At 63.5% G+C, this 21,814-nt stretch carries 24 protein-coding genes; 15 read left to right on the forward strand and 9 right to left on the reverse strand.

Annotation, left to right across the window (positions count from 1 at the left end):
* Positions 1-87: 87 nt before the first annotated feature.
* On the forward strand, positions 88-1,260 hold the full coding sequence (nhaA, locus tag ACREC7_RS04845; protein WP_431554564.1) for a Na+/H+ antiporter NhaA: 1,173 nt from the start codon (positions 88-90) through the stop codon (positions 1,258-1,260).
* On the opposite strand, the gene ACREC7_RS04850 is transcribed toward nhaA, so the two are convergent.
* A complete protein-coding gene (locus tag ACREC7_RS04850) occupies positions 1,257-2,444 on the reverse strand; it encodes an FAD-dependent monooxygenase (RefSeq protein ID WP_431554565.1) in 1,188 nt (395 codons plus the stop codon). The two genes, nhaA and ACREC7_RS04850, sit on opposite strands and share 4 nt — an antisense overlap.
* Positions 2,445-2,455: 11 nt before the next feature.
* Complete coding sequence (locus ACREC7_RS04855) at positions 2,456-2,719, reverse strand: zinc-finger domain-containing protein (RefSeq protein ID WP_431554566.1); 264 nt, start codon at positions 2,717-2,719, stop codon at positions 2,456-2,458.
* Positions 2,720-2,792: 73 nt separating this feature from the next.
* Between ACREC7_RS04855 and ACREC7_RS04860 the strand changes: the two genes are divergently transcribed.
* The 3 genes from ACREC7_RS04860 (at position 2,793) to ACREC7_RS04870 (ending at position 4,706) form a co-directional block, all read left to right on the forward strand.
* A complete protein-coding gene (locus tag ACREC7_RS04860; RefSeq protein ID WP_431554567.1) occupies positions 2,793-3,545 on the forward strand; it encodes an alpha/beta fold hydrolase in 753 nt (250 codons plus the stop codon).
* Positions 3,546-3,610: 65 nt separating this feature from the next.
* The gene (cysE, locus tag ACREC7_RS04865) at positions 3,611-4,456 is read left to right on the forward strand and encodes a serine O-acetyltransferase (protein ID WP_431554568.1); all 846 of its coding nucleotides are present in this window, start codon (positions 3,611-3,613) and stop codon (positions 4,454-4,456) included.
* A gap of 37 nt (positions 4,457-4,493) precedes the next feature.
* Positions 4,494-4,706, forward strand: a complete 213-nt coding sequence (locus tag ACREC7_RS04870) for a DUF3126 family protein (protein ID WP_431554569.1) — start codon at positions 4,494-4,496, stop codon at positions 4,704-4,706.
* Positions 4,707-4,864: 158 nt separating this feature from the next.
* Here ACREC7_RS04870 and ACREC7_RS04875 read toward each other — a convergent pair whose 3' ends face one another.
* The gene (locus ACREC7_RS04875) at positions 4,865-5,512 is read right to left on the reverse strand and encodes a transglutaminase-like cysteine peptidase (RefSeq protein ID WP_431554570.1); all 648 of its coding nucleotides are present in this window, start codon (positions 5,510-5,512) and stop codon (positions 4,865-4,867) included.
* Between the two features lie 453 nt (positions 5,513-5,965).
* On the opposite strand from ACREC7_RS04875, the gene ACREC7_RS04880 reads away from it, so the two are divergent.
* Both ACREC7_RS04880 and ACREC7_RS04885 read left to right on the forward strand, forming a co-directional pair.
* On the forward strand, positions 5,966-6,673 hold the full coding sequence (locus tag ACREC7_RS04880) for a rhomboid family intramembrane serine protease (protein ID WP_431554571.1): 708 nt from the start codon (positions 5,966-5,968) through the stop codon (positions 6,671-6,673).
* A gap of 128 nt (positions 6,674-6,801) precedes the next feature.
* On the forward strand, positions 6,802-7,233 hold the full coding sequence (locus ACREC7_RS04885) for a CBS domain-containing protein (RefSeq protein WP_431554572.1): 432 nt from the start codon (positions 6,802-6,804) through the stop codon (positions 7,231-7,233).
* Here ACREC7_RS04885 and ACREC7_RS04890 read toward each other — a convergent pair.
* The 3 genes from ACREC7_RS04890 to folE form a co-directional block, all read right to left on the reverse strand.
* Complete coding sequence (locus ACREC7_RS04890; RefSeq protein ID WP_431554573.1) at positions 7,230-8,147, reverse strand: patatin-like phospholipase family protein; 918 nt, start codon at positions 8,145-8,147, stop codon at positions 7,230-7,232. The two genes, ACREC7_RS04885 and ACREC7_RS04890, sit on opposite strands and share 4 nt — an antisense overlap.
* A gap of 133 nt (positions 8,148-8,280) precedes the next feature.
* Positions 8,281-8,775, reverse strand: coding sequence for a phosphoribosyl-AMP cyclohydrolase (gene hisI, locus ACREC7_RS04895; RefSeq protein WP_431554574.1), 495 nt, complete (start codon positions 8,773-8,775; stop codon positions 8,281-8,283).
* A 28-nt stretch (positions 8,776-8,803) separates the two neighbouring features.
* Entirely contained in the window at positions 8,804-9,448 is a 645-nt protein-coding gene (gene folE, locus ACREC7_RS04900; RefSeq protein ID WP_431554575.1) for a GTP cyclohydrolase I FolE, read from the reverse strand.
* Positions 9,449-9,643: 195 nt separating this feature from the next.
* Here folE and ACREC7_RS04905 point away from each other — a divergent pair, with 195 nt between their 5' ends.
* From ACREC7_RS04905 to thrS, 4 genes are all read left to right on the forward strand, one after another.
* Entirely contained in the window at positions 9,644-10,117 is a 474-nt protein-coding gene (locus ACREC7_RS04905) for an iron-sulfur cluster assembly scaffold protein (protein WP_431554576.1), read from the forward strand.
* Between the two features lie 38 nt (positions 10,118-10,155).
* Entirely contained in the window at positions 10,156-10,641 is a 486-nt protein-coding gene (locus tag ACREC7_RS04910; RefSeq protein WP_431554577.1) for a cupin domain-containing protein, read from the forward strand.
* The gene (gene yidD / locus ACREC7_RS04915) at positions 10,638-10,955 is read left to right on the forward strand and encodes a membrane protein insertion efficiency factor YidD (protein WP_431554578.1); all 318 of its coding nucleotides are present in this window, start codon (positions 10,638-10,640) and stop codon (positions 10,953-10,955) included. The genes ACREC7_RS04910 and yidD overlap by 4 nt, the downstream gene beginning before the upstream one ends.
* 65 nt (positions 10,956-11,020) lie before the next feature.
* Positions 11,021-12,961 (forward strand): threonine--tRNA ligase, encoded by a 1,941-nt coding sequence (gene thrS / locus ACREC7_RS04920; RefSeq protein WP_431554579.1) that lies wholly within the window; start codon positions 11,021-11,023, stop codon positions 12,959-12,961.
* Here the strand turns inward: thrS and ACREC7_RS04925 are convergent.
* A complete protein-coding gene (locus ACREC7_RS04925; RefSeq protein ID WP_431554580.1) occupies positions 12,897-14,993 on the reverse strand; it encodes a hypothetical protein in 2,097 nt (698 codons plus the stop codon). The two genes, thrS and ACREC7_RS04925, sit on opposite strands and share 65 nt — an antisense overlap.
* Positions 14,994-15,186: 193 nt before the next feature.
* On the opposite strand from ACREC7_RS04925, the gene ACREC7_RS04930 reads away from it, so the two are divergent.
* Positions 15,187-15,759, forward strand: a complete 573-nt coding sequence (locus ACREC7_RS04930; RefSeq protein ID WP_431554581.1) for a nitroreductase family protein — start codon at positions 15,187-15,189, stop codon at positions 15,757-15,759.
* A gap of 9 nt (positions 15,760-15,768) precedes the next feature.
* Here ACREC7_RS04930 and ACREC7_RS04935 read toward each other — a convergent pair whose 3' ends face one another.
* Entirely contained in the window at positions 15,769-16,539 is a 771-nt protein-coding gene (locus tag ACREC7_RS04935; protein ID WP_431554582.1) for an NAD kinase, read from the reverse strand.
* 103 nt (positions 16,540-16,642) lie between these two features.
* Here ACREC7_RS04935 and cutA point away from each other — a divergent pair, with 103 nt between their 5' ends.
* From cutA to ACREC7_RS04955, 4 genes are all read left to right on the forward strand, one after another.
* Entirely contained in the window at positions 16,643-16,978 is a 336-nt protein-coding gene (gene cutA, locus ACREC7_RS04940; RefSeq protein WP_431554583.1) for a divalent-cation tolerance protein CutA, read from the forward strand.
* A complete protein-coding gene (gene glpK, locus ACREC7_RS04945) occupies positions 16,975-18,474 on the forward strand; it encodes a glycerol kinase GlpK (protein WP_431554584.1) in 1,500 nt (499 codons plus the stop codon). The genes cutA and glpK overlap by 4 nt, the downstream gene beginning before the upstream one ends.
* 134 nt (positions 18,475-18,608) lie before the next feature.
* Positions 18,609-18,977 carry a cyclic nucleotide-binding domain-containing protein gene (locus tag ACREC7_RS04950; protein ID WP_431554585.1) on the forward strand — a complete coding sequence of 123 codons (369 nt, stop codon included), beginning with the start codon at positions 18,609-18,611 and terminating at the stop codon, positions 18,975-18,977.
* A 147-nt stretch (positions 18,978-19,124) separates the two neighbouring features.
* Positions 19,125-21,305 carry a SulP family inorganic anion transporter gene (locus tag ACREC7_RS04955; protein WP_431554586.1) on the forward strand — a complete coding sequence of 727 codons (2,181 nt, stop codon included), beginning with the start codon at positions 19,125-19,127 and terminating at the stop codon, positions 21,303-21,305.
* 115 nt (positions 21,306-21,420) lie between these two features.
* Here the strand turns inward: ACREC7_RS04955 and ACREC7_RS04960 are convergent, their stop codons facing one another.
* Positions 21,421-21,813, reverse strand: coding sequence for a DUF3307 domain-containing protein (locus ACREC7_RS04960; RefSeq protein WP_431554587.1), 393 nt, complete (start codon positions 21,811-21,813; stop codon positions 21,421-21,423).
* Position 21,814: the final 1 nt, after the last annotated feature.

Here is a 21,814-nt window from a genome sequence, read left to right on the forward strand (position 1 = left end):
ACGTGAGCCTTCAACCCCGCGTGTGAATTGGGTTGGCCGACTGTAGCCCCCCGGTTATAGGGCAGCGTAGATCGCCGGGGTCCGCTCATGTCCTCATCGCGCCGCACGAGAACGACGTTCCAACGCTTCATCGAGTCCGAGGCGTTGGGCGGCCTTGTGTTGATGGCAAGCGCCGCGCTCGGTCTCGTCGCAGCAAATTCTCCGCTTGCCCAGAGCTACAAGGACGTTTTGCACGCGCCAATCGGGGGGCTCGACCTCCTGCATTGGATCAATGATGGGCTGATGGCCTTTTTCTTTCTCTTGGTCGGGCTCGAGATCAAGCGGGAGATGGTGGAGGGCCAGCTCGACACCTGGCGGCGCCGCACGCTTCCGCTGGTCGCGGCTTTCGGCGGCATGTTCGTGCCGGCGGTGATCTTCATGGCCGTCAATTTCCCTCATCCGGAGAATTGGCGCGGCTGGGCGGTTCCTACCGCGACCGACATCGCCTTTGCGCTTGGCGTGCTCGCCCTGGTCGGCTCGCGGGTACCGGGCTCGCTCAAGGTCTTCCTCACTTCGCTCGCCATCATCGACGATCTCGGCGCGATCCTCATCATCGCAACCTTCTACGCTTCCGGTCTTTCCATCGCGGCGCTTGCCGTCGCCGCGGTGTTCGCGGCCGTGCTCTATTGGCTCAACCGGCGCGGGGAGACACGGCTTCTCCCCTACGTCCTGCTCGGCGTGCTGCTGTGGATTGCGATGCTGTTCTCAGGCATCCATGCGACGCTCGCCGGCGTGGTACTGGCCATGATGATTCCCATCAACGGCACCGACGACAACGGGCACTCGCTGCTGCACAGCATGGAACGCGCGCTCTCGCCGTGGGTGGCGTTCGTCGTGTTGCCGATCTTCGCCTTCGCCAATGCCGGCCTGTCGATCGACTCGGCCGGCCAGATGTTGGTGCTGTCGCCGCTTGGACTGGGGATCGTCGGCGGTCTCTTCCTTGGCAAGCAGATCGGAATTCTTTCTGCGGTGTATCTGGCCAAGAGGGCGCGTATTGCCGCGCTTCCGGCCGGCGCCAGTTGGCGCCACATTTACGGGGTCTCGCTACTCTGCGGCATTGGCTTCACCATGAGTCTTTTCATAGGCTTGCTCGCCTTTACTGATCCGGAAAAGGAAGTGGTGCTCAAGCTTGCCGTGCTGGCAGGGTCGCTGCTGTCGGCGCTCGCCGGGACGCTTGTCTTGTTGACGGCGGGGCCGAAAAAGACGACCCCCGCCAGCTAGGTATCCCAATTTCCGTAGAGCCAGTCGAAGCTTTGCAGCAGAGACTCTGGGCGCCTTCGCCCAAGCAGAAAATTACGCGCGAACGCCAGCGGTCCGCGGAGATGGTAGATGCGTCCGAAACGCGCGGCCTGGGCTTGGACGCGGGCGGCACGCTCCATGCGCAGCGACTGGTAGCGAGGAAACGCAGCCAATGCGTCGCCGCCGGCAGCCTTGAGGCTTGCCGCCAGCACAACGGCGTCCTCGATGGCGAGAGCAGCGCCTTGGGCGAGATAGGGCAGCACGGGATGGGCGGCATCGCCGAGAAGCGCCATGCGCCCGTCCGTCCAGCGGGGCAACGGCTTCAGCCGAATGAGCGACCAGCAGCGCCAGGTCTCGACCATCTCCAACAAGTCTTTGGCCGGTTGAGCCCAGCGCTGGAAGCTTCGCAGCAGGACATCCGCTTCGGCGCGCCGGCTCCAGCCTTGCTTGGCGCTGCCGCCCTCCACCACGGCGACGATGTTCAAGTCCTTGCCGCCGCGTACGGGATAGTGGACCAGATGAGCGCGCGGCCCGAGCCACAGTCCGACCTCCGGGGCGTCGAACGGCGCCTGCGCCTCACGGCGCGGCAACAAGGCACGCCAGGCGGTGGCACCGGAAAAGCGCAAACCTGCGTCGGGAGCGATGCGGTCGCGCAGCCGCGACCAGAGACCGTCGGCGGCAACCAAAGCGGAGCCTTCGATTCGCGTTCCATCCGCGCCACGGACGAATACGGGCTCTGCGAGGGTCTCGGCCTCCGTGACCTCGAAGCCGGTCCTGAGTTCGATCGCGCCGTCGCCTCGGCAGGCGGCAAGCAGGCCTGCATGGAGATCGGCGCGGTGAAGCGTGAGGTAGGGGGCGCCATAGCGCTCCTCGGCGACGCGCCCGAGCGGCACCGAGGCGAGACTTGCCCCCGACAGGCCGTCGAACAGCCGGAGCACATCGGGTGTGAAGGCCGCCGCTGCAATTGCATCGAGCACGCCGAGCTCAGCCAAGGCGTGCGTTGCATTCGGCCCGAGCTGGATGCCGGCCCCGGTCTCCTCGGCGAAAGCGGAGCGCTCGAGAACCGTGGAGCTCATGCCGTTTCGCGCGAACGCAAGGGCCGTGGTGAGTCCGCCAATGCCGCCGCCAACGATGAGCGCGCGGCTGTGCGGCCCGGGCTTCGTCATTGCCGGAGCGCTCAAGCCTCCGGTGCGCCGGGCGGCGCGGTCGCCACGAACACACAACTTGGCGGGTCGCTCTCGGTGGCTTTGAGGGCTGGGTTGTAGCGGAACAGCGTCGAACAATAGGGGCAGACGAGTTGCGCCTCGTCCCCCATATCGAGATAGACATGGGGATGGTCGAAAGGCGGCGTCGCCCCCATGCATTGGAATTCCTTGACGCCGATCGCGATGCGGTCGACGCCCTTGTCATTCACGAAATGAGGCACCAGCGTTTGAGCCATGGCAGCAGCGTCACATGTTTCCCGAGTAGGTCGCGCGTGAGCATAGTCGGCGAAAGTCCGGAGCGATAGAGGAATGCCGAGCTTCCAATCCGATGGCGTGCGCATCGCCTATTCCGATGAGGGGGAGGGGGAGCCGATCCTGCTCATCCACGGCTTTGCCTCCAACGTTGCGACCAACTGGGTCGACCCAGGCTGGGTCGGCACGCTGACGGCAAGCGGCCGTCGCGTCGTCGCCTTCGACAATCGGGGGCATGGGCACAGCGAGAAACTTTACCAGCCCGAGCGCTACGGCGCCCCGACGATGGCCGAGGATGCGCGCCGCCTGCTCGATCACCTCGGCATCGAGCAGGCCGACGTCATGGGCTACTCCATGGGGTCGCGCATCTCGGCCTTCCTGGTGTTCAATCATCCGGAGCGCGTGCGCAGCGTCATCCTTGCCGGGCTCGGCATCAACATGGTGCGGGGCATGGTGGGGACGGGGCCGCTCGCCAAGGCTCTCGAGGCGCGGAGCATCGACGAGGTCGCCAATGACACGGCGCGCAGCTTCCGGGCGTTCGCCGAGCACACCAAGGGCGACCTTAGAGCGCTTGCCGCGTGCATGCGCGGGCCGCGCGAAAAGATCACGCCTGAGCTTCTTGCCGGCATTAGGGTTCCGGTCCTCGTGGCAGTCGGCACGGAAGACGTGATCGGCGGCTCAGGAGCCGAGCTTGCGGCACTCATTCCGAGCGCCAAGCTGTTCGATATCAAGGGCCGCGATCATATGAAGGCGGTCGGCGATGCCAGCTTCAAGCAGGCTGTGCTCGACTTTTTAACCCAGCGGCCCTAAGTCCCATGCTAGTGAAACAGGAAAATGAACCCTCGAATGAAGGGAGCTTCCGAGAGGTGGTTGTCATGAACAAGGCCTTCACCGCGGCAAAGCCGCAGATCAAGAGCTACGACCCGATATGGGAGCAGGTGCGCCGCGAGGCGGAGGAGACGAGCGCCAACGAGCCGGTGCTTGCCAGCCTGATCTACGCCACGATTTTGAGCGAGCCGACGCTCGAGGATGCCATCTGCCACACCGTGGCGCATCGGTTGCAGCCGTCGGTCGATACCGGGCTCCTGTTCAAAACGTTCCGCGAGGTTCTGGCAGAGGAGCCGGGTCTTAGCGAGAGTTTCCGCGCCGACATCATGGCCGTGGCCAAGCGCGATCCGGCCTGCCGGCGCTTCTTGGAACCTCTATTCTACTTCAAGGGGTTCGTGGCGCTTGAGACCTATCGCTTTTCTCACCGGCTTTGGCAGTCGGGGCGGAAGGACTTTGCGCTCTATCTCCAGAGCCAGTCGAGCCGCGTCTTTGCGGTCGACATTCATCCGGCGGCGCGCATGGGCAAGGGCATCATGCTCGACCACGCGACTGAAATCGTCATCGGCGAGACGGCGGTGGTTGGCGACAATTGCTCGATGCTGCATGGCGTGACGCTCGGCGGCACCGGCAACGAACGCGACGACCGCCATCCCAAGATCGGTTGTGGCGTGATGATGGGATCCGGCGCCAAGATCCTCGGCAACATCAAAATCGGCGATTGCGTGCGGGTCGCGGCCGGAAGCGTGGTGGTGCAGGACGTGCCGCCGCGGCGGACCGTGGCAGGGGTGCCTGCCCGCGACATCGGCCCGGCAGGCTGCGAGGAGCCGGCGCTCAGCATGGACCAGCTCGTGCGGGACGACGGGACGGACGAAAGCGCGAGCCCATGCGGCTGAGGCATTCTCAAGGTTCTGCCATCAATCGGAGGTGTGGGTGACGCGAGACGAAATCATCAAGCTTGAGCGGTACCTGCAGCGGGTATTCCGCCTGCCTGCCCTTCAGGTGAAGCAGCGGCCGCGCAAGGAAGACTCCGCCGAGGTCTATGTCGGCGACGAGTTCATCGGCGTCCTGTTCCGCGACGACGACGAGGGCGAGACCGCTTATCAGTTTCAGATGGCGATTCTCGACTTCGACCTCGGCGGTTAGCCGGGCGCGCGCCCCATCTTTCATGCTTTGCGCAGAATAAAAAAGGAGCCGGCGCTCGAAGCGAGGCCGGCTCTAGGTGAGGCCCGGTTGGGTCGGGGATGGTGGGGGATGCTCACCGGGCCTGAAACTTATCTCCAGAAAATCGAGGCTCCTTGTGGCTAGCGGCTGTGCGAGGCCGTGGTCTGCGAGGAATCGCCACTCGGCGGCATGAGCGAGCTCCACACCAACGGATTGCGCTCCGACTGCTGCTTGACGAAGGTGTAAGGCGTGTCGGTCCAGCGCACGATCTGCTGGCGCTTGTTGTCGAGGACGAGGTCGCCAATGTCGGTGCGCGCCGTGAGCACGGCGTGCCCTTCATTGTTCTCGTCGCGGACCACGGTGATGAGCAACGTGCTCTCCGGCCAGCCGCGCTCGATCAGCATGCGGCGCTTGAGCAGCACGTAGTCCTCGCAATCGCCTTTGCCCGACGGGTAGGTCCAGACCTCGACCTTGCCGTAGAGATCGAGGTCGGTCACCGGGCTGACAGACTGATTGACGTAGCGGTTCACCCGCTCGAGCTCATTGCGCCTCTGCGCAGTCAGCTGCATGCGGTCGACGATCGGACCTGAAGGCCGGCACTCGGCCTCATGCTCCCGGCAGAAGGTCACGTAGCCGATCGGCGGCAGGCTGTTGCCGAAGGACTGCAAGAAGGCAGCCTTTTGCGGCGCGAGCTCGGGCTCCAATCGAACCGTGTGCCCATTGCTCACCCCGGCAGGCAGGGACGAGATGAACATCAAGAAGGCCGAACCCAACACGAACTCTTTCATTGCACCCCCCATTTTTGTTGGGGGCACTATCCCAAAAAGGTTTTGAGATTTTGATAAAGCAACAGCCTACTTTTCTGTAGTATTGATAAGCTGTCCTTAGGGAGCATTACGCAAGATTGAACAAGCCCAGGCGAGTTAATTCCTTGTATGCTATGATGACGGCTACAATCTGGCTCACAAGCGAACCTCGTCGTGATTTGTCGCGATTGTTTACTTTACATAAATGGTAAACAGTAGATTTATATTTAGGAAGCGGTAAGGCTGATCAGAAATCTTTGTGTCGACTGGCGCCGGTCACCCTTGGTGGACGGCCGCGGCCGCGGCCCCGCGGAAAGCTCGTGCCGGTGCACGTCTTACTGTTTAAGGTCGATCGCCCACGGGATGCGGCCACCGTCCCTTGCGGATTTCACCAACATCCACCTCAATCCAAGGCCTGCGATGCAAACTCCGACGATGGGCGCGTCAGAACCGATGTTCAATCTGCCGCGGGTGGTGGTCCTCACGGCCGCTGTCATGATCGGGATGCAGCTCATTCGGGCGCTTCTGCCCGACGAGGAGAGCCTTCAATTTCTGCTCGCCCTTGCGTTCATTCCGGCCCGCTATAGCGGCGCCGCGGCAGAGCTTCCAGGCGGCTATCTCACGGCGATCACATCCTTCGTCACTTACATGCTCGTGCATGCTGGCTGGGTGCATCTCCTCGTTAATCTGCTGTGGATGGCGGCCTTTGGCAGTCCGGTGGCACAGCGTCTCGGCGATTGGAGGTTTCTCTCCTTTTCCGCGCTTTGCGGAATTGCCGGGGCGCTTACCCATCTCGCCTTTCACTTTGGCGAGATGACGCCGGTGGTGGGAGCTTCGGCGGCCATTTCGGGGCAGATGGCAGCGGCGATGAGGTTCGTTTTCGGAGCGCGGCCGCGGGGCGAGGCGGACCTTGCCCAGGTCCCGCTGGAAAGCCTGTCGAAAACACTTACCGACCGGCGCATCCTGACGGTCTTGGTGTTCTGGGTGGTGCTCAATGTCGTTTTCGGCCTTGGCGTCGTCTCAGTCGCCGGCACCGAGGGCAATATCGCCTGGGAGGCTCATATCGGCGGTTTTCTATTTGGACTTCTCGGCTTCGGTTTCTTCGACACCGGCAGCAAACAGCCGGTTCCGCAGCAGTCCTGACCTCCACGCCCGGAACTTTTCGAATCAATTCGAACTTTTCAAATCGGCCTCTCTTGCACGTCCCGCCACTCAGGGACAGAATGTCGCAGGCGACCGAGACGGAAGTTCTCGGGCTGGAGGAAACGAGCATGAACGTCGCAGCAATTCTTAAGCTGAAGGGCAAGGGCGTCTTCACCGCCTCTGCGGACACATCCTTGCTCGAGACTGCAAAGCTTCTTGAGCAGCATGGCATCGGCTGCATTGTCATCGAAGGCGAGGAAGGCAAGGTCGTGGGCATCGTGTCCGAGCGCGACATCGTGCGGGCGATCGGTCAATCAGGTCCGAAGGTCCTGAAGGATCCGGTATCGGGCTACATGACCAAGACGGTGGTCACGGCGCGCGAGGCGGACACCATCGACCGGCTCATGTCGGAGATGACCACACACCGGTTTCGGCACATGCCCGTGGTCGAACGGGGCCGGTTGATTGGCCTCGTGTCCATCGGAGATGTGGTCAAGATGCGCATCGCTGAGGCCGAGATGGAAGCAGCCGCCATGCGGGAATACATTGCGACCGGCTAGGCGACAAAGCCGCCGATCAACGCCTTAAGCTCGTCGAGCTGCCTTTCGGTGGCCTTGGCGCCTTGCTCCATGGCCTCGGCGCCGCGATGGAAATCGAACAGGCCGATGCTGCCCACCTTTGGTGCGATGGTGACGTCAGGGGGGTCGCCGGCGAGCCGCGAGCGGGCGATGCGATCCTGGGTGATGTTGATCGCGTCCATCATCACCGCGGATATGCCGGGCGCGCCGTCGCTCTTCCCGAAGATCTGCCGGTGGAGCAAATGAATGGCGGCGCGGCCATTCTTGCCGGGAAGCGCTTCGTCCGGCGGCATCGGGAGATCGGCGAGGACTTCCTGGTCATGGATGACGCTGCCCCTGTTGACCGAGTCGCTGCTCAAGGTCACCGCAATCACGATGCGGGCACCGAGCGCCCGGCAGACCGAAACCGGCACAGGGTTGACGAGGGCGCCGTCGATCAGCCAGCGGCCGTTGATCTTGACCGGGCGGAAGATGCCAGGCAGCGCGAACGACGCCTGAAGCGCGTTCACCAGGCTCCCTTTATTGAGCCAGACCTCATGGCCGGTGCCAAGCTCGGTGGCCACGGCCACGAATTTCCGTTCCAGCCGCTCGATGGTGACGTCCTGCAAATGGTTCTCGAGCCGGCTACTCAGTCGCTGACCGGTGAGCAGACCGGAACCGGCGAAATTGAAGTCCATAAAGCCGAAGACCCGGCGCCGGGTCAGGGCCGCGGCGAAGTCCTCCAGAGCCTGCAGCCTGCCCGTCACGTAGCAGGCGCCGGCGACTGCACCGATGGACGTCCCGGCGACGATGTCTGGCTCTAGTCCGGCGTCGATCAGGGTCTTGAGCACCCCGATATGGGCCCAACCGCGGGCCGCTCCGCCACCAAGGGCGATGCCTATGATCGGTCTCGCCATCTCAACCTAGCCCACGCTCATGCCTGACGTTCGATGCCGCGATGTCGCGGGCAAAAAGCCGCCAAAGAGCGCCCTCAGTCAAGCATCCACAAGGCTTATCGCCGAAGGAATCGCCTGACTTTGCGTTACCACACTAGTCTTGAGTCTTTAAGGTTCCCTTTGCGGCGCCAGAGTGTCCGTACACCTTTTGTGGGTCGAACAGCTTCTCCGCATCGACAAAGTTGAGCGAGACGCCGGCGCCACCCTTGCCGATGGGAACGGTGCGGTAGAAGCAGGATTTGCGGCCGGTGTGACAGCATGCCCCGGCGCCGCCCATCTCCACTTTCAGCCAGAGCGCATCCTGGTCGCAATCCGTGCGCATCTCGACCACGCGCATGGTGTTGCCGCTCTCCTCGCCCTTGCGCCACAGGCGCTTTCGCGATCGCGACCAGAATTGCGCTTCGCCGGTCTGAAGCGTGCGGGCGAGGGCCTCGCTGTTCATGTGGGCGAGCATCAGCACCTCGCCAGTTTCAGCCGAGGTCACGACCACCGCAAGAAGGCCGTCAGCGTCTAATTTCGGCGTGAATACCGTCCCCTCCTCGATGTCGGCCGTCTTGGCTTTGGCAGGGGAGGCCTTGGACTTGGTCACCGCGATCTAATCCTCGCGGCCGCGAGGGTCACAGGCGGCCGCGTTCCGTGGCAAGCATCATGAAGCGTGCCTGCTGCGCCGGGTCTTCCTTGAAGATGCCGGTGAACTGCGTGGTGATGGTGACGACGTCAGGCTTCTTCACGCCGCGGATCGACATGCATTGATGCACGGCCTCGATCATCACCGCGACACCCTTCGGCTTCAGGGCCTTGTCGATGGTCTCGGCGATCTGCGCGGTCATCGTCTCCTGGGTTTGCAGGCGGCGGGCGAACACTTCGACCACACGGGCGAGCTTGGAGATGCCGACGACGCGATCGGTCGGGAAATAGGCGACATGCGCCTTGCCGACGAAGGGAATCATGTGGTGCTCGCAATGAGAGTGCAGCTCGATGTCGCGCAGCATGACGATATCGTCATAGCCGGCCACCTCGTCGAAGGTGCGCGACAGCACGTCGAGCGGGCACTCATGGTAGCCCGCGAAAAACTCGTCATAGGCGCTGATCACGCGCTTGGGCGTCTCACGCAAGCCCTCGCGCGCCGGATCGTCGCCGGCATAGGCGATAAGGGTGCGGACGGCCTCCTCGGCCTCCTCCCGCGAAGGCCGCGCGATGCTCGGGCCGCGGGCGATCTCGACCTGAGGTCTAATGGGCAATTTCTTTATCGTTGCGTCCATCAAGCTTCCCTTGCCTCACTCAGCGCGTAGTAATGGGCCAGTTTCCCTATCGTCTACCGGGGATAGTATAACCGGTCCGTCAACGCTTTTTGTCACTTTGGGACCGTCGGTCTGCCTGATCCCCGCCAGGCTGCATATATAATGCGGGAGTATCGCCCGCAAGGCGGCGATAGTTGACACTCATTTGAGACGCCAATGAGCTTGCCCGAGGACATCTATAGCCAGCGCATCCTGGAGCTTGCGGCGAACCTGCCGCGGGCGGAAAGGCTGCCGCAGCCGGAGGCTACGGCGACGGCCCATTCCAAGCTCTGTGGCAGCCGTGTCACGGTCGATCTCTCCATGCAAGGCGATGTGGTGACGGACTACGGGCAAAGCGTGAAGGCCTGCTTGCTTGGCCAATCCTCGGCCGCCGTGATGGGGCGGGAGATCGTAGGCTCGACCGCTGCCGAGCTTCGCGCCGTCGGCGCCGCCATGCGCAAGATGCTGAAGGCCGACGGGGCGGCCCCGAACGGCCGTTGGGCCGATCTCGCCGCGCTCGAGCCGGTCAAGGATTACAAGGCACGCCATGCCTCGACGCTGCTCGTGTTCGACGCGGTGGAGGACGCCATTGCCCAAATCGAGGCCAAGCGTCGCGAGCAGACCGGCCCGGCGCATGCGGCACCGGCTTGAGCGGCCCGGTCTTGCGATCGTGGGGACCAGGAGCTTCCATGGAAAAGTCTAAAGAGAAGAGCCATTCCTGGCTCGATCCCATGAGCGTGGCGCCGCGGCGCGGCAGCATCTATCCCGCGCCGTTCGCCGATCCGCTCGCCGGGCGCGAGAAGCGGGCGCTCGGCGACGCTCTCGGTCTCACCCAGTTTGGCGTCAATCTCGTCACGCTCGCGCCCGGAGCCTGGTCCTCGCAGCGGCATTGGCACGTGCATGAGGACGAGTTCATCTATGTGCTGGAGGGAGCGGTCACGCTCGTCACCGATGCGGGGGAGAAAGTCCTTAGACCTGGCATGGCGGCAGGCTTTCCCGCCGGCAAAGCCGATGGTCATCATCTGATCAACCGGGGCGATGCGCCAGCGCTCTATCTCGAGGCCGGGACCCGTGCGGAACGTGAAGAGGCCCAATACAGCGACATCGACATGATGGCGCGGAAGGAGAACGGCCGCTTCGTGTTCATGCGCAAGACCGGCGAGCCATATCCATGAGCCTGTTGCATCGCGCCGCCAAAGGCCCGCTACTTGGCGCTATTGCGCTCTATCGCTGGACGGTCTCGCCTCTGCTTGGGGTCAATTGCCGGCATCTGCCGTCCTGCTCTGACTATGCGAGCGAGGCGATCGACAAGAATGGAGCCTGGAAGGGCGGCTGGCTCGCGCTCTCCCGCCTCTGCCGCTGCCACCCTTGGGGTAGCCACGGATTCGACCCAGTGCCTGATCTGCGGGTCGAGCACCACCCCTTCGCGCCGTGGCGCTATGGAAGGTGGCGCTTGTCTCCGGATGACTTGGCTCATAAATCCGGTTAAAACGCGACCGCACAACCCACCAATCTCTTACCTGCGCTCGTACGCAGGAGTGAGAGGAGAGCAAGATGATTTCCCTAACTTTTCCTGACGGTTCCAAGCGCGACTTCAAACCCGGAGTCACGGGGCGCGATGTTGCCGAACAGATCTCAAAGTCGCTCGGCAAGAAGGCCGTGGCGATGACGCTTGACGGCAAGGTCAAAGACCTCTCCGAGCCGATCAAGGCGGATGCATCCGTCCGCATTCTCACCCGCGAGGACCCCGAAGCGCTCGAACTCATTCGCCACGATGCCGCACATGTCATGGCCGAGGCCGTCCAGGAGCTTTACCCCGGCACACAGGTGACCATCGGCCCCATCATCGACAACGGCTTCTATTACGACTTTGCCCGCGATGAGCCGTTCACGCCGGAAGATCTGCCTGTCATCGAAGCCAAGATGCGCGAGATCATCGCGCGCGACTCGCCGTTCACCTGCGAGGTGATGGACCGCGCCGAGGCGAAGAAGCTGTTCGCCGGCAAGGGCGAGACCTTCAAGCTCGAATTGATCGACGCCATCCCGCAAGGCGACGAGATCAGGATCTATTCGCAACGCGAATGGCTCGACCTCTGCCGCGGGCCGCATATGACCTCCACGGGCAAGGTCGGCAAGGGCTTCAAGCTGCTCAAAATCGCCGGCGCCTATTGGCGCGGCGACTCAAACAACCCGATGCTCCAGCGCATCTACGGCACCGCCTGGGCGAGCGAAGAGGAGCTCGCCGCCTATCTGCATCAGCTCGAAGAAGCTGAGAAGCGCGACCATCGCCGCTTGGGTCGCGAGATGGACTTGTTCCATTTCCAGGAAGAGGCGCCCGGCGCGGTGTTCTGGCACCCCAAGGGCTGGACGCTGTTTCAGGCGCTGATCGGCTATATGCGGCGGCGTCAGCAGGCTTCCGGCTATGTCGAGGTCAACTCCCCGGACATGCTCGACCGCGCGCTGTGGGAGCAATCCGGCCATTGGGAGAAGTTTGCCGAGAACATGTACATCGCCGAGACGCCGGACGAACGCGTCTATGCCTGCAAGCCCATGAACTGCCCTGGCCATGTGCAGATCTTCAAGCACGGCCTGAAAAGCTACCGCGATCTTCCCTTGCGCCTCGCCGAGTTCGGCAAGGTGCATCGCTACGAGCCGTCAGGCGCGCTGCATGGCCTGTTGCGTGTGCGCCATTTCACCCAGGACGACGCGCATATCTTCTGCACCGAGGATCAGATCACGGAAGAATGCGTGCGGCTCAACGAGCAGATGCTGTCGATCTATCGCGACTTCGGTTTCGAGGACGTGGTCATCAAGTTCGCCGACCGCCCGACGAAGCGCGTCGGATCGGACGAGGTCTGGGACAAGGCGGAGGCCGCATTGAAGCGAGCGGTTGAGGCAGCCGGGTTGCACTATCAGTTCAACCCCGGCGAAGGCGCCTTTTACGGTCCCAAGCTTGAATATGTGTTGCGCGACGCCATTGGCCGCGATTGGCAATGCGGCACTATCCAGGTCGATCTCAACATGCCGATGCGGCTCGGCGCCTTCTATATCGGGCCGGACGGCGAGAAGACCGTGCCGGTGATGATCCACCGCGCCATGTTCGGGTCGCTCGAGCGCTTCACCGCCATCCTCATCGAGCACCATGCCGGGCACCTGCCGCTGTGGCTGGCGCCGGTTCAGGTGATGGTCGCGCCTATCGTGTCAGACGCGGATGCCTACGCCACGAAGGTGCTCGATGCGCTGAAGCGCGCTGGTCTCAGGGCCGAGGCTGACCTCCGCAACGAGAAGATCAATTACAAAGTGCGCGAGCACTCGCTCGCCAAGGTGCCCGTGATGTTCGTGGTCGGGAAGCGCGAGACTGAGGAGGGAACGGTCTCGGTGCGGCGGCTCGGGTCGCAACAGCAGCAGGTCTTGCCGCTCGACGCCGCGATCAAGGGAATCGCGGCCGAAGCAGTGCCCCCGGATTTGGCAGAAGCCCAGGCTCGCGCGGCGTAGCAGCACCATCGCTGTTGCCGAAGGCCACGCCGGCGTCCGGCGAGGGCGGAGCACCGGCCATGCTGGGCGTTCCAGGCATGGCGTCGGGCGAAGCCGGCGACGCCACGGACTGGCCCGGAGGAGGCGCGGGAGGCGGGGGCGGCGGTTCGGTGATTGCCTTCAGGGCCTCCGGCGAGGCGGGCCCCGACTCCATCACGACCTCGATCTGCTTGGTCTGACCGGACGTGACGCTGAACCTGCTCGTATAGCTTGCAGCGTTGTGGTTTGCCACGACGGCATAGTCGCCGACGGCGAGAATATGAGTCGGCAATGCGCCGGTATTTTCCTTCACCACATCTCCGGTGGTGGTGAGGATGCTCCATTTCGTGTCGGCCAAAGCTTCGCCCCCCGGACTCTGCACCAATTTGAAGGTGACCGCGGCGGCGGCGAGTTTGACCGTCGCTTCGGTGATCTTGCCGGGCTCGACGGTCACGTCGGCTCGCACCGTCGCATTGGCGTCACCATAGGTGCTGACCAGGTGATAGGCGCCGGCATTCAATCTAATGACAACGCCAGGCTTGGCGTCGTCCAGGATCTTGTGCCGATTGCCGAACTGATCCTCCTCGTCGGAGAGGAGGTCGAAATGAACGCTTGAGGGCGGCAGCGCCGAACCTCCGGCAAGAACGGCCGCAAGCTTCAACCCTCCGGTGTTGAGAACAAACGTCTCCTCGAGAGATCGGCCGCTCTCGACCTTGATCTTCTTGGTGAGGTTGGAAAGCCCGTAGGCGGCGTTGACCAAATAGTCTCCTGGAACCAACGCCGCAGTCGGCATGGCTTCATGATGCGTGCTGACCAGCTTGCGGGCGCCGTTGACGCCAGGCTGCGGCGTGAATACCCGCCAGATCAGCCCGGTCTTGACCTGAGGTCCGGCTTCGGTGAGCAGGGCCTTGAAGGTCACAGGGACGGGTGCTGTTTGCCCGGCGCCCGGTGGGGCAGGGGCGGCAGGCGTCCGCGCGGGAGCAGCGCTTTCCTTAGGCGGAATGGCGGCGAGCTTCGGCATGTCGGTTTGGGCTGGAGCCTTCGGTCCAATCACTGCGGATGATTGAGCGGCTTGCGGACTCTTCGGTTGCGCGCTTTTCGCCTGGGCGGTTTCCGCTGGCGCCGTCGGGGCGGACGCGGAGTTTTGTGTGGCAGGCGCAGGCGGCGCAGATTGTGCCGGCGGGTTGGCCTGAGCCCCGCTCGGCGCGGCGTTGGCCTGCGACGGGGCGCTCGTGGGGCCCGGAGTTGCCGCAGCGGGTGGAGGCGGAGGCGCCGCTGCGGGCGAGGCAGGTGGAGTCGCAGGGCTCTTGCTGGCCACCGGCACCGGTTGCGGCGCGGATTTGCTTGCGGCGTCGAGCACGGCGGTAAGGTCTTGCTTCAGGTCGTTGGCGTTGGCAGCGGTCAGGAACTGGCCCCCGGTGGTCTTCGCCACGCAAACAAGACCCTTGACGGTTTGCTTCGCCTTGGGATCGAAGCCGATGACATGAATGCGCAAGCCCGGTGCCGCTTGCTTCAGCGATTTCACCGTGGCGCAGACATTGGCCTTGCAGGTGTCGGGCCCGTCGGTGATGAGCACGACATCGAGACCCGTGGCCGGCGTTTGCTTCGCAGCCTCGACCAGCGCGGCTGCGACCGGCTTCGTGGACTTTGGCTTGAAGCCCGCACCGAACGAGAGCTTGCCGGGCGATTTCGCGCTGAGCTCGCCAGGCTTCGCCAAAAGCTCAGCCTCGGTGCATGCTCCGCCCCCACGGTGGCCGAACGCCACGAGACCGAACGCGATGCGATTTTCGTAGTCTGTGAACGCCTGAGTAAGGGTCGAGCGTACGATGGTGACCTTGCTCTGGCCGCCGAGCCTCGCCCACATGCTGATAGAGCCGTCGAGCAAAATGATTGTCGGCACAAGCGCTTGCTGCGCCTGGGGAGCTTGCTGCTCCTCGGCGCTCGCGTGGAGCGCAGAAAGGAGAAGGATGGGCGCGAGCAAAAGCCCAAGCCCTGCGCAACGCTTCCCTCCCATGGCGTTCGCTCCCGTCAGGCCCCCCGGCCTCGGCCGGACCTTATACCCCGTTCGATCACCCCCACAACGTAAGCGAAATTCGGCCATGACTAAGGCCGATTTGGGGTCGCGCGCCCGCTCCCAATTCCCAATGAGTCGTTGTTTCACCTTGCTTTTCGCGATAGGGGAACGCGCCCTCCGCCATGCCAAAGCCATGACCAATCCCACCATCGAACATTTGCTCACCCGCCGCTCGGTCTCTGCCAACAGCCTCGGAGAGCCTGGGCCGAGCCAGGACGAGATCGAGCAGATCCTGACGGCGGCCACGCGGGTGCCGGACCATAAGAAGCTCGTCCCCTGGCGTTTTCTTCTCTTTCAGGGGGAGGCCCGTACAGAGTTCGGCGAGGTCCTTGCGGAGATATGCAAGCGCGAGGAGAAGGACCCGAGCCAATTTCGGCTGGAGACCGAGGCCAACCGGTTCATGCGCGCTCCGCTCGTGATCGCAGTGATCTCGCGCGTGGTGAACAATCCTGCGGCGCCGGAATGGGAACAAGTGCTCTCCGCCGGGGCCGCGTGCCAGAACCTCCTCATCGCCGCCACCGCGCTTGGTTACGGCGCGCGGTGGATCACCGAGTGGTATGGCTACAGCCATGGCGTGCGGGCCGCGCTCAAGCTTGCCGACAACGAGCGGGTGGCAGGCTTCGTCTATATCGGTACCGCCAAGGAGAAGCCCGAGGAGCGAGAGCGGCCGTCGCTCGCCGACATTGCGCGAGCCTGGCGCCGCTAGCGGCTGACCTCAGTAGTCGAACTGTTCCCGCAGGATGCGCTCGGCGAGGCTGTGGCCAGGGTCGAACATCATGAAAATGTCGACGTCGCTTGCCTCCCTGATCTCGACGGCAATCACATCGCGAAATTCGGTGTTGTCGGCCACAGCACTGACCGGCCGCTTGTCCGGCTCGAGCACCTCGATCCGCACGGTCGCCTCGTTGGGCAGGATCGCGCCGCGCCAGCGTCGCGGCCGGAACGGGCTGATGGGGGTCAACACCATCAGCGGCGCATTGATGGGCAGGATCGGTCCGTGTGCAGACAGGTTGTAGGCGGTGCTGCCGGCAGGGGTTGAAAGAAGCACGCCGTCGCAGATGAGCTCATCGAGCCGCACCCGGCCGTCGACCGAGATGCGGAGCTTTGCCGCCTGGTAAATTTGCCGGAACAGCGACACCTCGTTGATGGCGAGCGCCTTGTGCTCGGCATTGGCGCGGTCGTAAGCCGTCATGCGTAAGGGGTGGATGACGTTGATCTCCGCCTTTTCCAGGCGCTCAAGCAGCTCGTCTTCCCGGTAGTCGTTGAGCAGGAACCCTACGGAGCCCCGGTTCATCCCATAAATCGGGATGCGATTGTTCATATAGCGGTGCATGGTCTGCAGCATCTGCCCGTCGCCGCCCAGGGCGACAATGACGTCGGCCCGCTCGGGCGCCGTATCGCCGTAGCGGGCGACAAGCTCCTGCCGCGCCGCCTGCGCTTCCTTCATCTCGCTGGCGACAAAGGCGATGTTGCGAAACTTGGACATGGTCGCTTCGATGGACTTGGAGCGGGCCTAGAGAGCGGGCACTATAAAGGCTGGGGCTTTGCCCTATTGCAAGTCTCTCGCACGCTTCGAAGAGGGTGAATCCATGGCCAAGGACGACCGTCCGGTTCTGGTTTACACGACCTTTGCAAGCCTCGACGAAGCCAAGCGGGTCGGAGACGCCCTCGTTGCCGCGCGTCTTGCGGCTTGCGTCAACATCTTCCCCGGCATGATCTCGATCTTCGAGTGGAAGGGCGCATGCCAACTCGCCGATGAGGTCGCCATGATCATCAAGACGAGGGCGTCGCTTTCCGACTCTGTGCTGGCCGAGACCAAACGCCTCCACCCTTACGAGCTGCCGGCGCTCCTCGTGCTGCCGACGGAAGGGGGCAGCGAGGAATATTGCGGCTGGATCCTGAGCCAGACCGGACGCGCCCCATGAGCGAGCGCCGCTTCGTGCTCGCCATCGATCAGGGCACGACGAGCACCCGCGCTATCGCCTTCGACGAAGAGGCGCGCGTTTGCGCCGCAGCACAGGTGCCACTTACCCAGATCTATCCCGCGCCTGGTGAGGTCGAGCACGATCCGGAAGAGATCTGGCAATCGGTGCTCACGGCGGCACGGGCCGTGCTCAAGGAGGTCGGCGCGCAATCGATCTTAGCGATCGGCATTACCAATCAGCGTGAAACGACGCTCGCGTGGGACCGCGCCACTGGCAAGCCGCTCGCCAACGCCATCGTCTGGCAGGACCGGCGCACGGCCAAGCATTGCGATCAGCTTAAGAGGGAGGGCTGGGACGCGCATGTGGCGGAGACCACCGGCCTCGTCATCGATCCTTACTTCTCGGCGACCAAGCTTGCCTGGCTGCTTGCCAATGTCCCCGGCCTTTCCGAGCGGGCGCGCGCCGGCGAGGTCTGCTTCGGCACGGTCGACAGCTTTCTCTTGTTCAAGCTGACCGGTGGCAAGACCCACGTGATCGAAGCGAGCAACGCCGCCCGCACCATGCTCTACGACATCAGGTCCGGGCGCTGGAACGAACGGCTGCTTGACCGTCTCGGCATTCCTCGCGAGCTTCTTCCGGAGCTGCGCGATAGCCAGGACGACTTCGGCGCGACGGACAGCGAGCATTTCGGCGTGGCTATTCCGATCAGGGGCGTCGCCGGCGACCAGCAGGCCGCAGCCTATGGTCAGGCCTGTTTTGCGCCAGGCATGCTGAAGGCGACATACGGCACCGGCTGCTTCCTGCTCGCCAATACGGGAAATGCCAAGGTGGCTTCGACCGCGCGCATGCTCGCGACGATCTTCCATCAGCTCGAAGGCCGGCGCACTTTCGCGTTGGAGGGATCGATTTTCATGGCCGGAGCCACGGTGCAATGGCTGCGCGACAGCCTCGGCTTGATCGCCGAGGCTGCCGAAAGCGAAGCGCTCGCTCAGCGCGCCGATCCGAAATCCCACGTCTATCTCGTTCCGGCCTTTCAGGGACTTGGCGCGCCGCATTGGGACGCCGAGGCACGGGCCGCGATCCTTGGCCTGACGCGCGCCGCCTCTGCCGCCGACATCGTGGCTGCGGGCCTCGAAGCCGTCGCCTTCCAGACCCGCGACCTGCTCGACGCCACGCGCAGGGACATGGCGCAAAGCGGCATCCCCGCTTCCGAGAGCTTGCGCGTCGATGGCGGCATGACTGCCAATGGCTGGTTTCTGCAACGCCTCGCCGACATCCTGGGTGAACGGATCGAGGTCGCGCGCCATCCGGAAACCACGGCGCTCGGGGCGGCCTTCCTCGCCGGCCAAGCGAGCGGCTTCTACGGCAGTCAGGACGAACTGCGACGCGCCTGGGTGCCGTCGCGCGCCTTCGAGCCTGCCATGAGCGTCGATGAGAGGGAGGCGCGCTATGCCGGCTGGCTCGATGCGATCGCCAAGGTGAGATCGAAGGTCTGAGCCCCTCCCGCTAAGGCCAGAATTCACAGGGCTGGCATCGCAGCTTGTTAGCTTTTCGCGGCCTTTATCGAATCGTCACATGATCGTCATAAGTGTATTCTCAAAGGCTCTTACCAGGAGTAGGGACGGCGACGATGGCAATTGCATCAATCGATTTCCAAATGTTGGCCAATGCAGGATTTCCTCCGGCGCGCTATGCGGCCGGCGATGTGATCTTTGCCGAAGGCGATAGAGGCGACGCCATGTACGTCATCCGCAATGGCGAGGTCGCCATCGAGCACGGTGGCCGCGTCATGGAAACGCTTGGCGGCGGCGGCATCTTCGGCGAGATGGCCTTGATCGATGGATCGGTACGAAGCGCCACGGTCCGCGCCAAGACCGATTGCGAGGTGGCCCCGATCAACGAGAAGACCTTCCTCTTCCTCGTCCACGAGACGCCCTATTTCGCGATTGCCGTGATGCGCGCGCTCGCCGGGCGGCTGCGGCACATGAACGAGCCCTAGCCGTTAGCTCCGATCGCGCACGCGGCATTTTTGGCCTTTTAATTGCTGCGCCCCCCGGCCATGATCGGCCGGAGCCTCAACCTGTGAACATTCCGAACGCTGTCCTTGGAATCGCTCGCTAATCTGGCGCTGCGGCGCCCGCGCAACATGGATTTGCCGACCCTTGGGCGCGACGCTTTGGCGGGCGTCATCTCGGCGATCGTGCAGATTGCGTATTGCATCTCCTTCAGCGCGCTGATCTTCCAGGGCGCGATCGCCTCCGGCTTCTCGCTTGGTCTTGCCGCGCTCATCATGGGTACCGTGGTGACGGGCCTCGTGGTGGCCTTGACCTCGACGCTGTCTCCGGCGGATGCCGGGCCCGATACGCCGGCCGTCGCCGTCATGAGCGTGCTCGCAGGCTCCATCGCCGCGGCGCTCGCGGCCAAGGGCGTAGCCACACAAGCCATCATCCTCAACGTGTTGGTCGCCATTTCGGTCAGCACGCTGTTCACCGGTTTCCTGCTGTTCGGACTCGGCGCGCTCAAGCTCGGCCAATGGGTGCGCTTCATCCCCTATCCGGTGATTGCCGGCTTTCTTGCCGCCTCGGGCTGGCTCTTGATCACCGGAGGCGTCGAGGTCGTCACCCAGTCAAATCTCACGCTCGCCCCGTCAAGCTGGATCCCGCTCTATTCGTCGGTCTACGGGCCGCAAGTCCTTGTCGGTCTGGTCTTCGCCGTGGCGATCGTATTGTTGCGGCGATTGGTGCCAGCTTATCTTGCGTTGCCGGTCGCCTTTATCGGCTTCCTCGTGATCGTGAACATCGTCTTGTTCGGCTTCGTTCATGACGAGGCGGTGCGCAACGCCTGGTTCCTGCCGAGTCTCGGCAAGCTCACCCTGTGGTGGCCGATCTCGGCAGTGATGCAGCACGAGGTGGATTGGAGCGTGCTTGCCGCGAGCAGCGCGGAAATTGGCGCGGTGTGCGGCATCACCGCCATCTCCATGCTGCTCGACGTGTCGAGCCTGGAGGTAGCGCGGCAAAAGTCCGCCGATCTCGACAAGGAATTCCGCACCAACGGCTTTGCCAACATCCTCGCGGCGGTGTTAGGCGGCGCCGGCGGCAACCTTTCGCTCAACGGCGCCATTCTGCTTGAGGAGTCAGGAGCTGCCGGGCGGCTCGCGGGCGTCTTCGGAGCGCTTGTCTGCGCCTTGGTGCTGTTCGCAGGGGCCGATATCGGCAGCATGGTGCCGAAGGCGATCCTGATGGGGATGCTCGCTTATCTCGGCGTGACCATCCTCGCCGAGACGTTGCACTCGCCGGCGCAAAGCTCGTGGGCCGATTGGATCTTGGCCGGCGCCATCATGCTAGTGATCGTCAATTTCGGCTACCTCATGGGCGTGGTGCTCGGCGTGATCGGCGCTTGCCTCATGTTCGCGCTGAGCTACAGCCGCATCGGCGTGGTCCGCCGTCATCTCACCCGCGGCGAATTTTCCAGCAATGTGGAGCGCGCTCCAGAGCAGTCACGGCTGTTGCGGGAAGAGGGCCAGCGGTTGCATGTGTTCTGGCTTTCTGGATTCATCTTCTTCGGCTCGTCCAATGGGCTGTTCGAACGGGTCAGGCGGGCGATCGACGCTCAGGTCGAGAAGCCGATTGGCTATGTCGTGCTCGATTTCGGTGCGGTGCCGGGGCTCGACACCTCGGCGGTGTTAAGCCTCATCAAGCTTCGCAACTATTGCAACGAGCACGACGTCACCCTGGTCTTTTCCGGCCTTAGCGAGGTGATGCGCGGGAGCTTCCAGAAGGCGGGCTTCTTCGCCAGCGGTCAGCCGCATCAGGTCTTTGCCACGCGCAACGAGGCTGTCGAGTGGTGCGAGGACGTGCTGCTCATGTATCACGAGGTCGGCGAAGCCTCGGCGCACAGCTTCGAAAGCTGGCTCACCAAAGAATTCGGCGGCGCCGCCGATATGTCGCGCATCGCGCCCTACCTCGAGCGCCACGAGGTGAAAGTGGGGGAGGCGCTGTTCCGGCAAGGCGAGCCCCCCGACTCGGTCGAGCTCCTCGCCTCCGGCTGTGTCGCCATCACCATCGAGGACCAGCAGGGCCGTCCGATCAGGCTTCGCCGCATGATGGGCTATACGGTCGTCGGCGAGATGGGCTTTTACCGGCAGGTTCCGCGCACCGCGACGGTGATCGCCGAGGAGCCGAGCGTCGTCTACCGGCTGACCCGGGAGTCCTTCGACAGGATGCAGGCGCAGGACCCGACCGCGGCTTCGGTGTTTCACAAGCTGATTATCCGCCTGCTCTCCGACCGGCTGGAATTCGCCAATCGCGAGATCTCGGCGCTGCTCTAGGGTTTGTCTCCACCAACCACAGGCGTCATACCGGCGCAAGCCGGTATCCAGTTCTTTGTTTTTGCGCTTCGCGCGCTGGATTCCGACTTTCGTCGGAATGACGGTACGGGCGACGTCACATGGCGTAAGCGATGAGCGCGCCGACGATCGCAAGATAAGTGAGGCCGTGCAGGAGCTGATCGGTGCCGAGCGCGTACCAGAAGCCCCGGTCCTTCGCGGTCCAACCGTTCCGCTGGGTCACCTGCTCCTTCAGCCAGTCGATATGGTAGTGGAGCAGAAACTCGCTGATGGCGATAATGAGCGCGAGCAGGAGAGAGGCAGGCGCGATCACAAAATAGACGAGCGGCGTCAGGGCGACGTGGATGGCGCTGTGTTCGATGCCGCCGGGATGTCCGTAGGTTCCCTTGTTCAAATATTGATAGGCGCTCTGCAGATAGAAATCGGCGACCGCATGCTTGCACATGAGGACCGCGACGGCGGCGAGAGCAATCAGTACGAGCTGGGGCATG

Origin of the sequence: Methyloceanibacter sp. (genome assembly GCF_050728395.1) — a bacterium.
Lineage (GTDB): Bacteria > Pseudomonadota > Alphaproteobacteria > Rhizobiales > Methyloligellaceae > Methyloceanibacter.

Coding starts and splice junctions, on each gene's coding strand:
- ACREC7_RS04930 (WP_431554581.1), top strand. CDS start 15,187: ATGACCAATCCCACCATCGAACATTTGCTCACCCGCCGCTCGGTCTCT.
- yidD (WP_431554578.1), top strand. CDS start 10,638: ATGAGCCTGTTGCATCGCGCCGCCAAAGGCCCGCTACTTGGCGCTATT.
- ACREC7_RS04925 (WP_431554580.1), bottom strand. CDS start 14,993: ATGGGAGGGAAGCGTTGCGCAGGGCTTGGGCTTTTGCTCGCGCCCATC.
- ACREC7_RS04905 (WP_431554576.1), top strand. CDS start 9,644: ATGAGCTTGCCCGAGGACATCTATAGCCAGCGCATCCTGGAGCTTGCG.
- ACREC7_RS04960 (WP_431554587.1), bottom strand. CDS start 21,813: ATGCCCCAGCTCGTACTGATTGCTCTCGCCGCCGTCGCGGTCCTCATG.
- ACREC7_RS04880 (WP_431554571.1), top strand. CDS start 5,966: ATGGGCGCGTCAGAACCGATGTTCAATCTGCCGCGGGTGGTGGTCCTC.
- nhaA (WP_431554564.1), top strand. CDS start 88: ATGTCCTCATCGCGCCGCACGAGAACGACGTTCCAACGCTTCATCGAG.
- ACREC7_RS04850 (WP_431554565.1), bottom strand. CDS start 2,444: ATGACGAAGCCCGGGCCGCACAGCCGCGCGCTCATCGTTGGCGGCGGC.
- ACREC7_RS04950 (WP_431554585.1), top strand. CDS start 18,609: ATGGCAATTGCATCAATCGATTTCCAAATGTTGGCCAATGCAGGATTT.
- cutA (WP_431554583.1), top strand. CDS start 16,643: ATGGCCAAGGACGACCGTCCGGTTCTGGTTTACACGACCTTTGCAAGC.
- folE (WP_431554575.1), bottom strand. CDS start 9,448: ATGGACGCAACGATAAAGAAATTGCCCATTAGACCTCAGGTCGAGATC.
- ACREC7_RS04890 (WP_431554573.1), bottom strand. CDS start 8,147: ATGGCGAGACCGATCATAGGCATCGCCCTTGGTGGCGGAGCGGCCCGC.
- ACREC7_RS04860 (WP_431554567.1), top strand. CDS start 2,793: ATGCCGAGCTTCCAATCCGATGGCGTGCGCATCGCCTATTCCGATGAG.
- ACREC7_RS04910 (WP_431554577.1), top strand. CDS start 10,156: ATGGAAAAGTCTAAAGAGAAGAGCCATTCCTGGCTCGATCCCATGAGC.
- cysE (WP_431554568.1), top strand. CDS start 3,611: ATGAACAAGGCCTTCACCGCGGCAAAGCCGCAGATCAAGAGCTACGAC.
- ACREC7_RS04855 (WP_431554566.1), bottom strand. CDS start 2,719: ATGGCTCAAACGCTGGTGCCTCATTTCGTGAATGACAAGGGCGTCGAC.
- glpK (WP_431554584.1), top strand. CDS start 16,975: ATGAGCGAGCGCCGCTTCGTGCTCGCCATCGATCAGGGCACGACGAGC.
- thrS (WP_431554579.1), top strand. CDS start 11,021: ATGATTTCCCTAACTTTTCCTGACGGTTCCAAGCGCGACTTCAAACCC.
- ACREC7_RS04885 (WP_431554572.1), top strand. CDS start 6,802: ATGAACGTCGCAGCAATTCTTAAGCTGAAGGGCAAGGGCGTCTTCACC.
- ACREC7_RS04955 (WP_431554586.1), top strand. CDS start 19,125: ATGGATTTGCCGACCCTTGGGCGCGACGCTTTGGCGGGCGTCATCTCG.
- ACREC7_RS04935 (WP_431554582.1), bottom strand. CDS start 16,539: ATGTCCAAGTTTCGCAACATCGCCTTTGTCGCCAGCGAGATGAAGGAA.
- ACREC7_RS04875 (WP_431554570.1), bottom strand. CDS start 5,512: ATGAAAGAGTTCGTGTTGGGTTCGGCCTTCTTGATGTTCATCTCGTCC.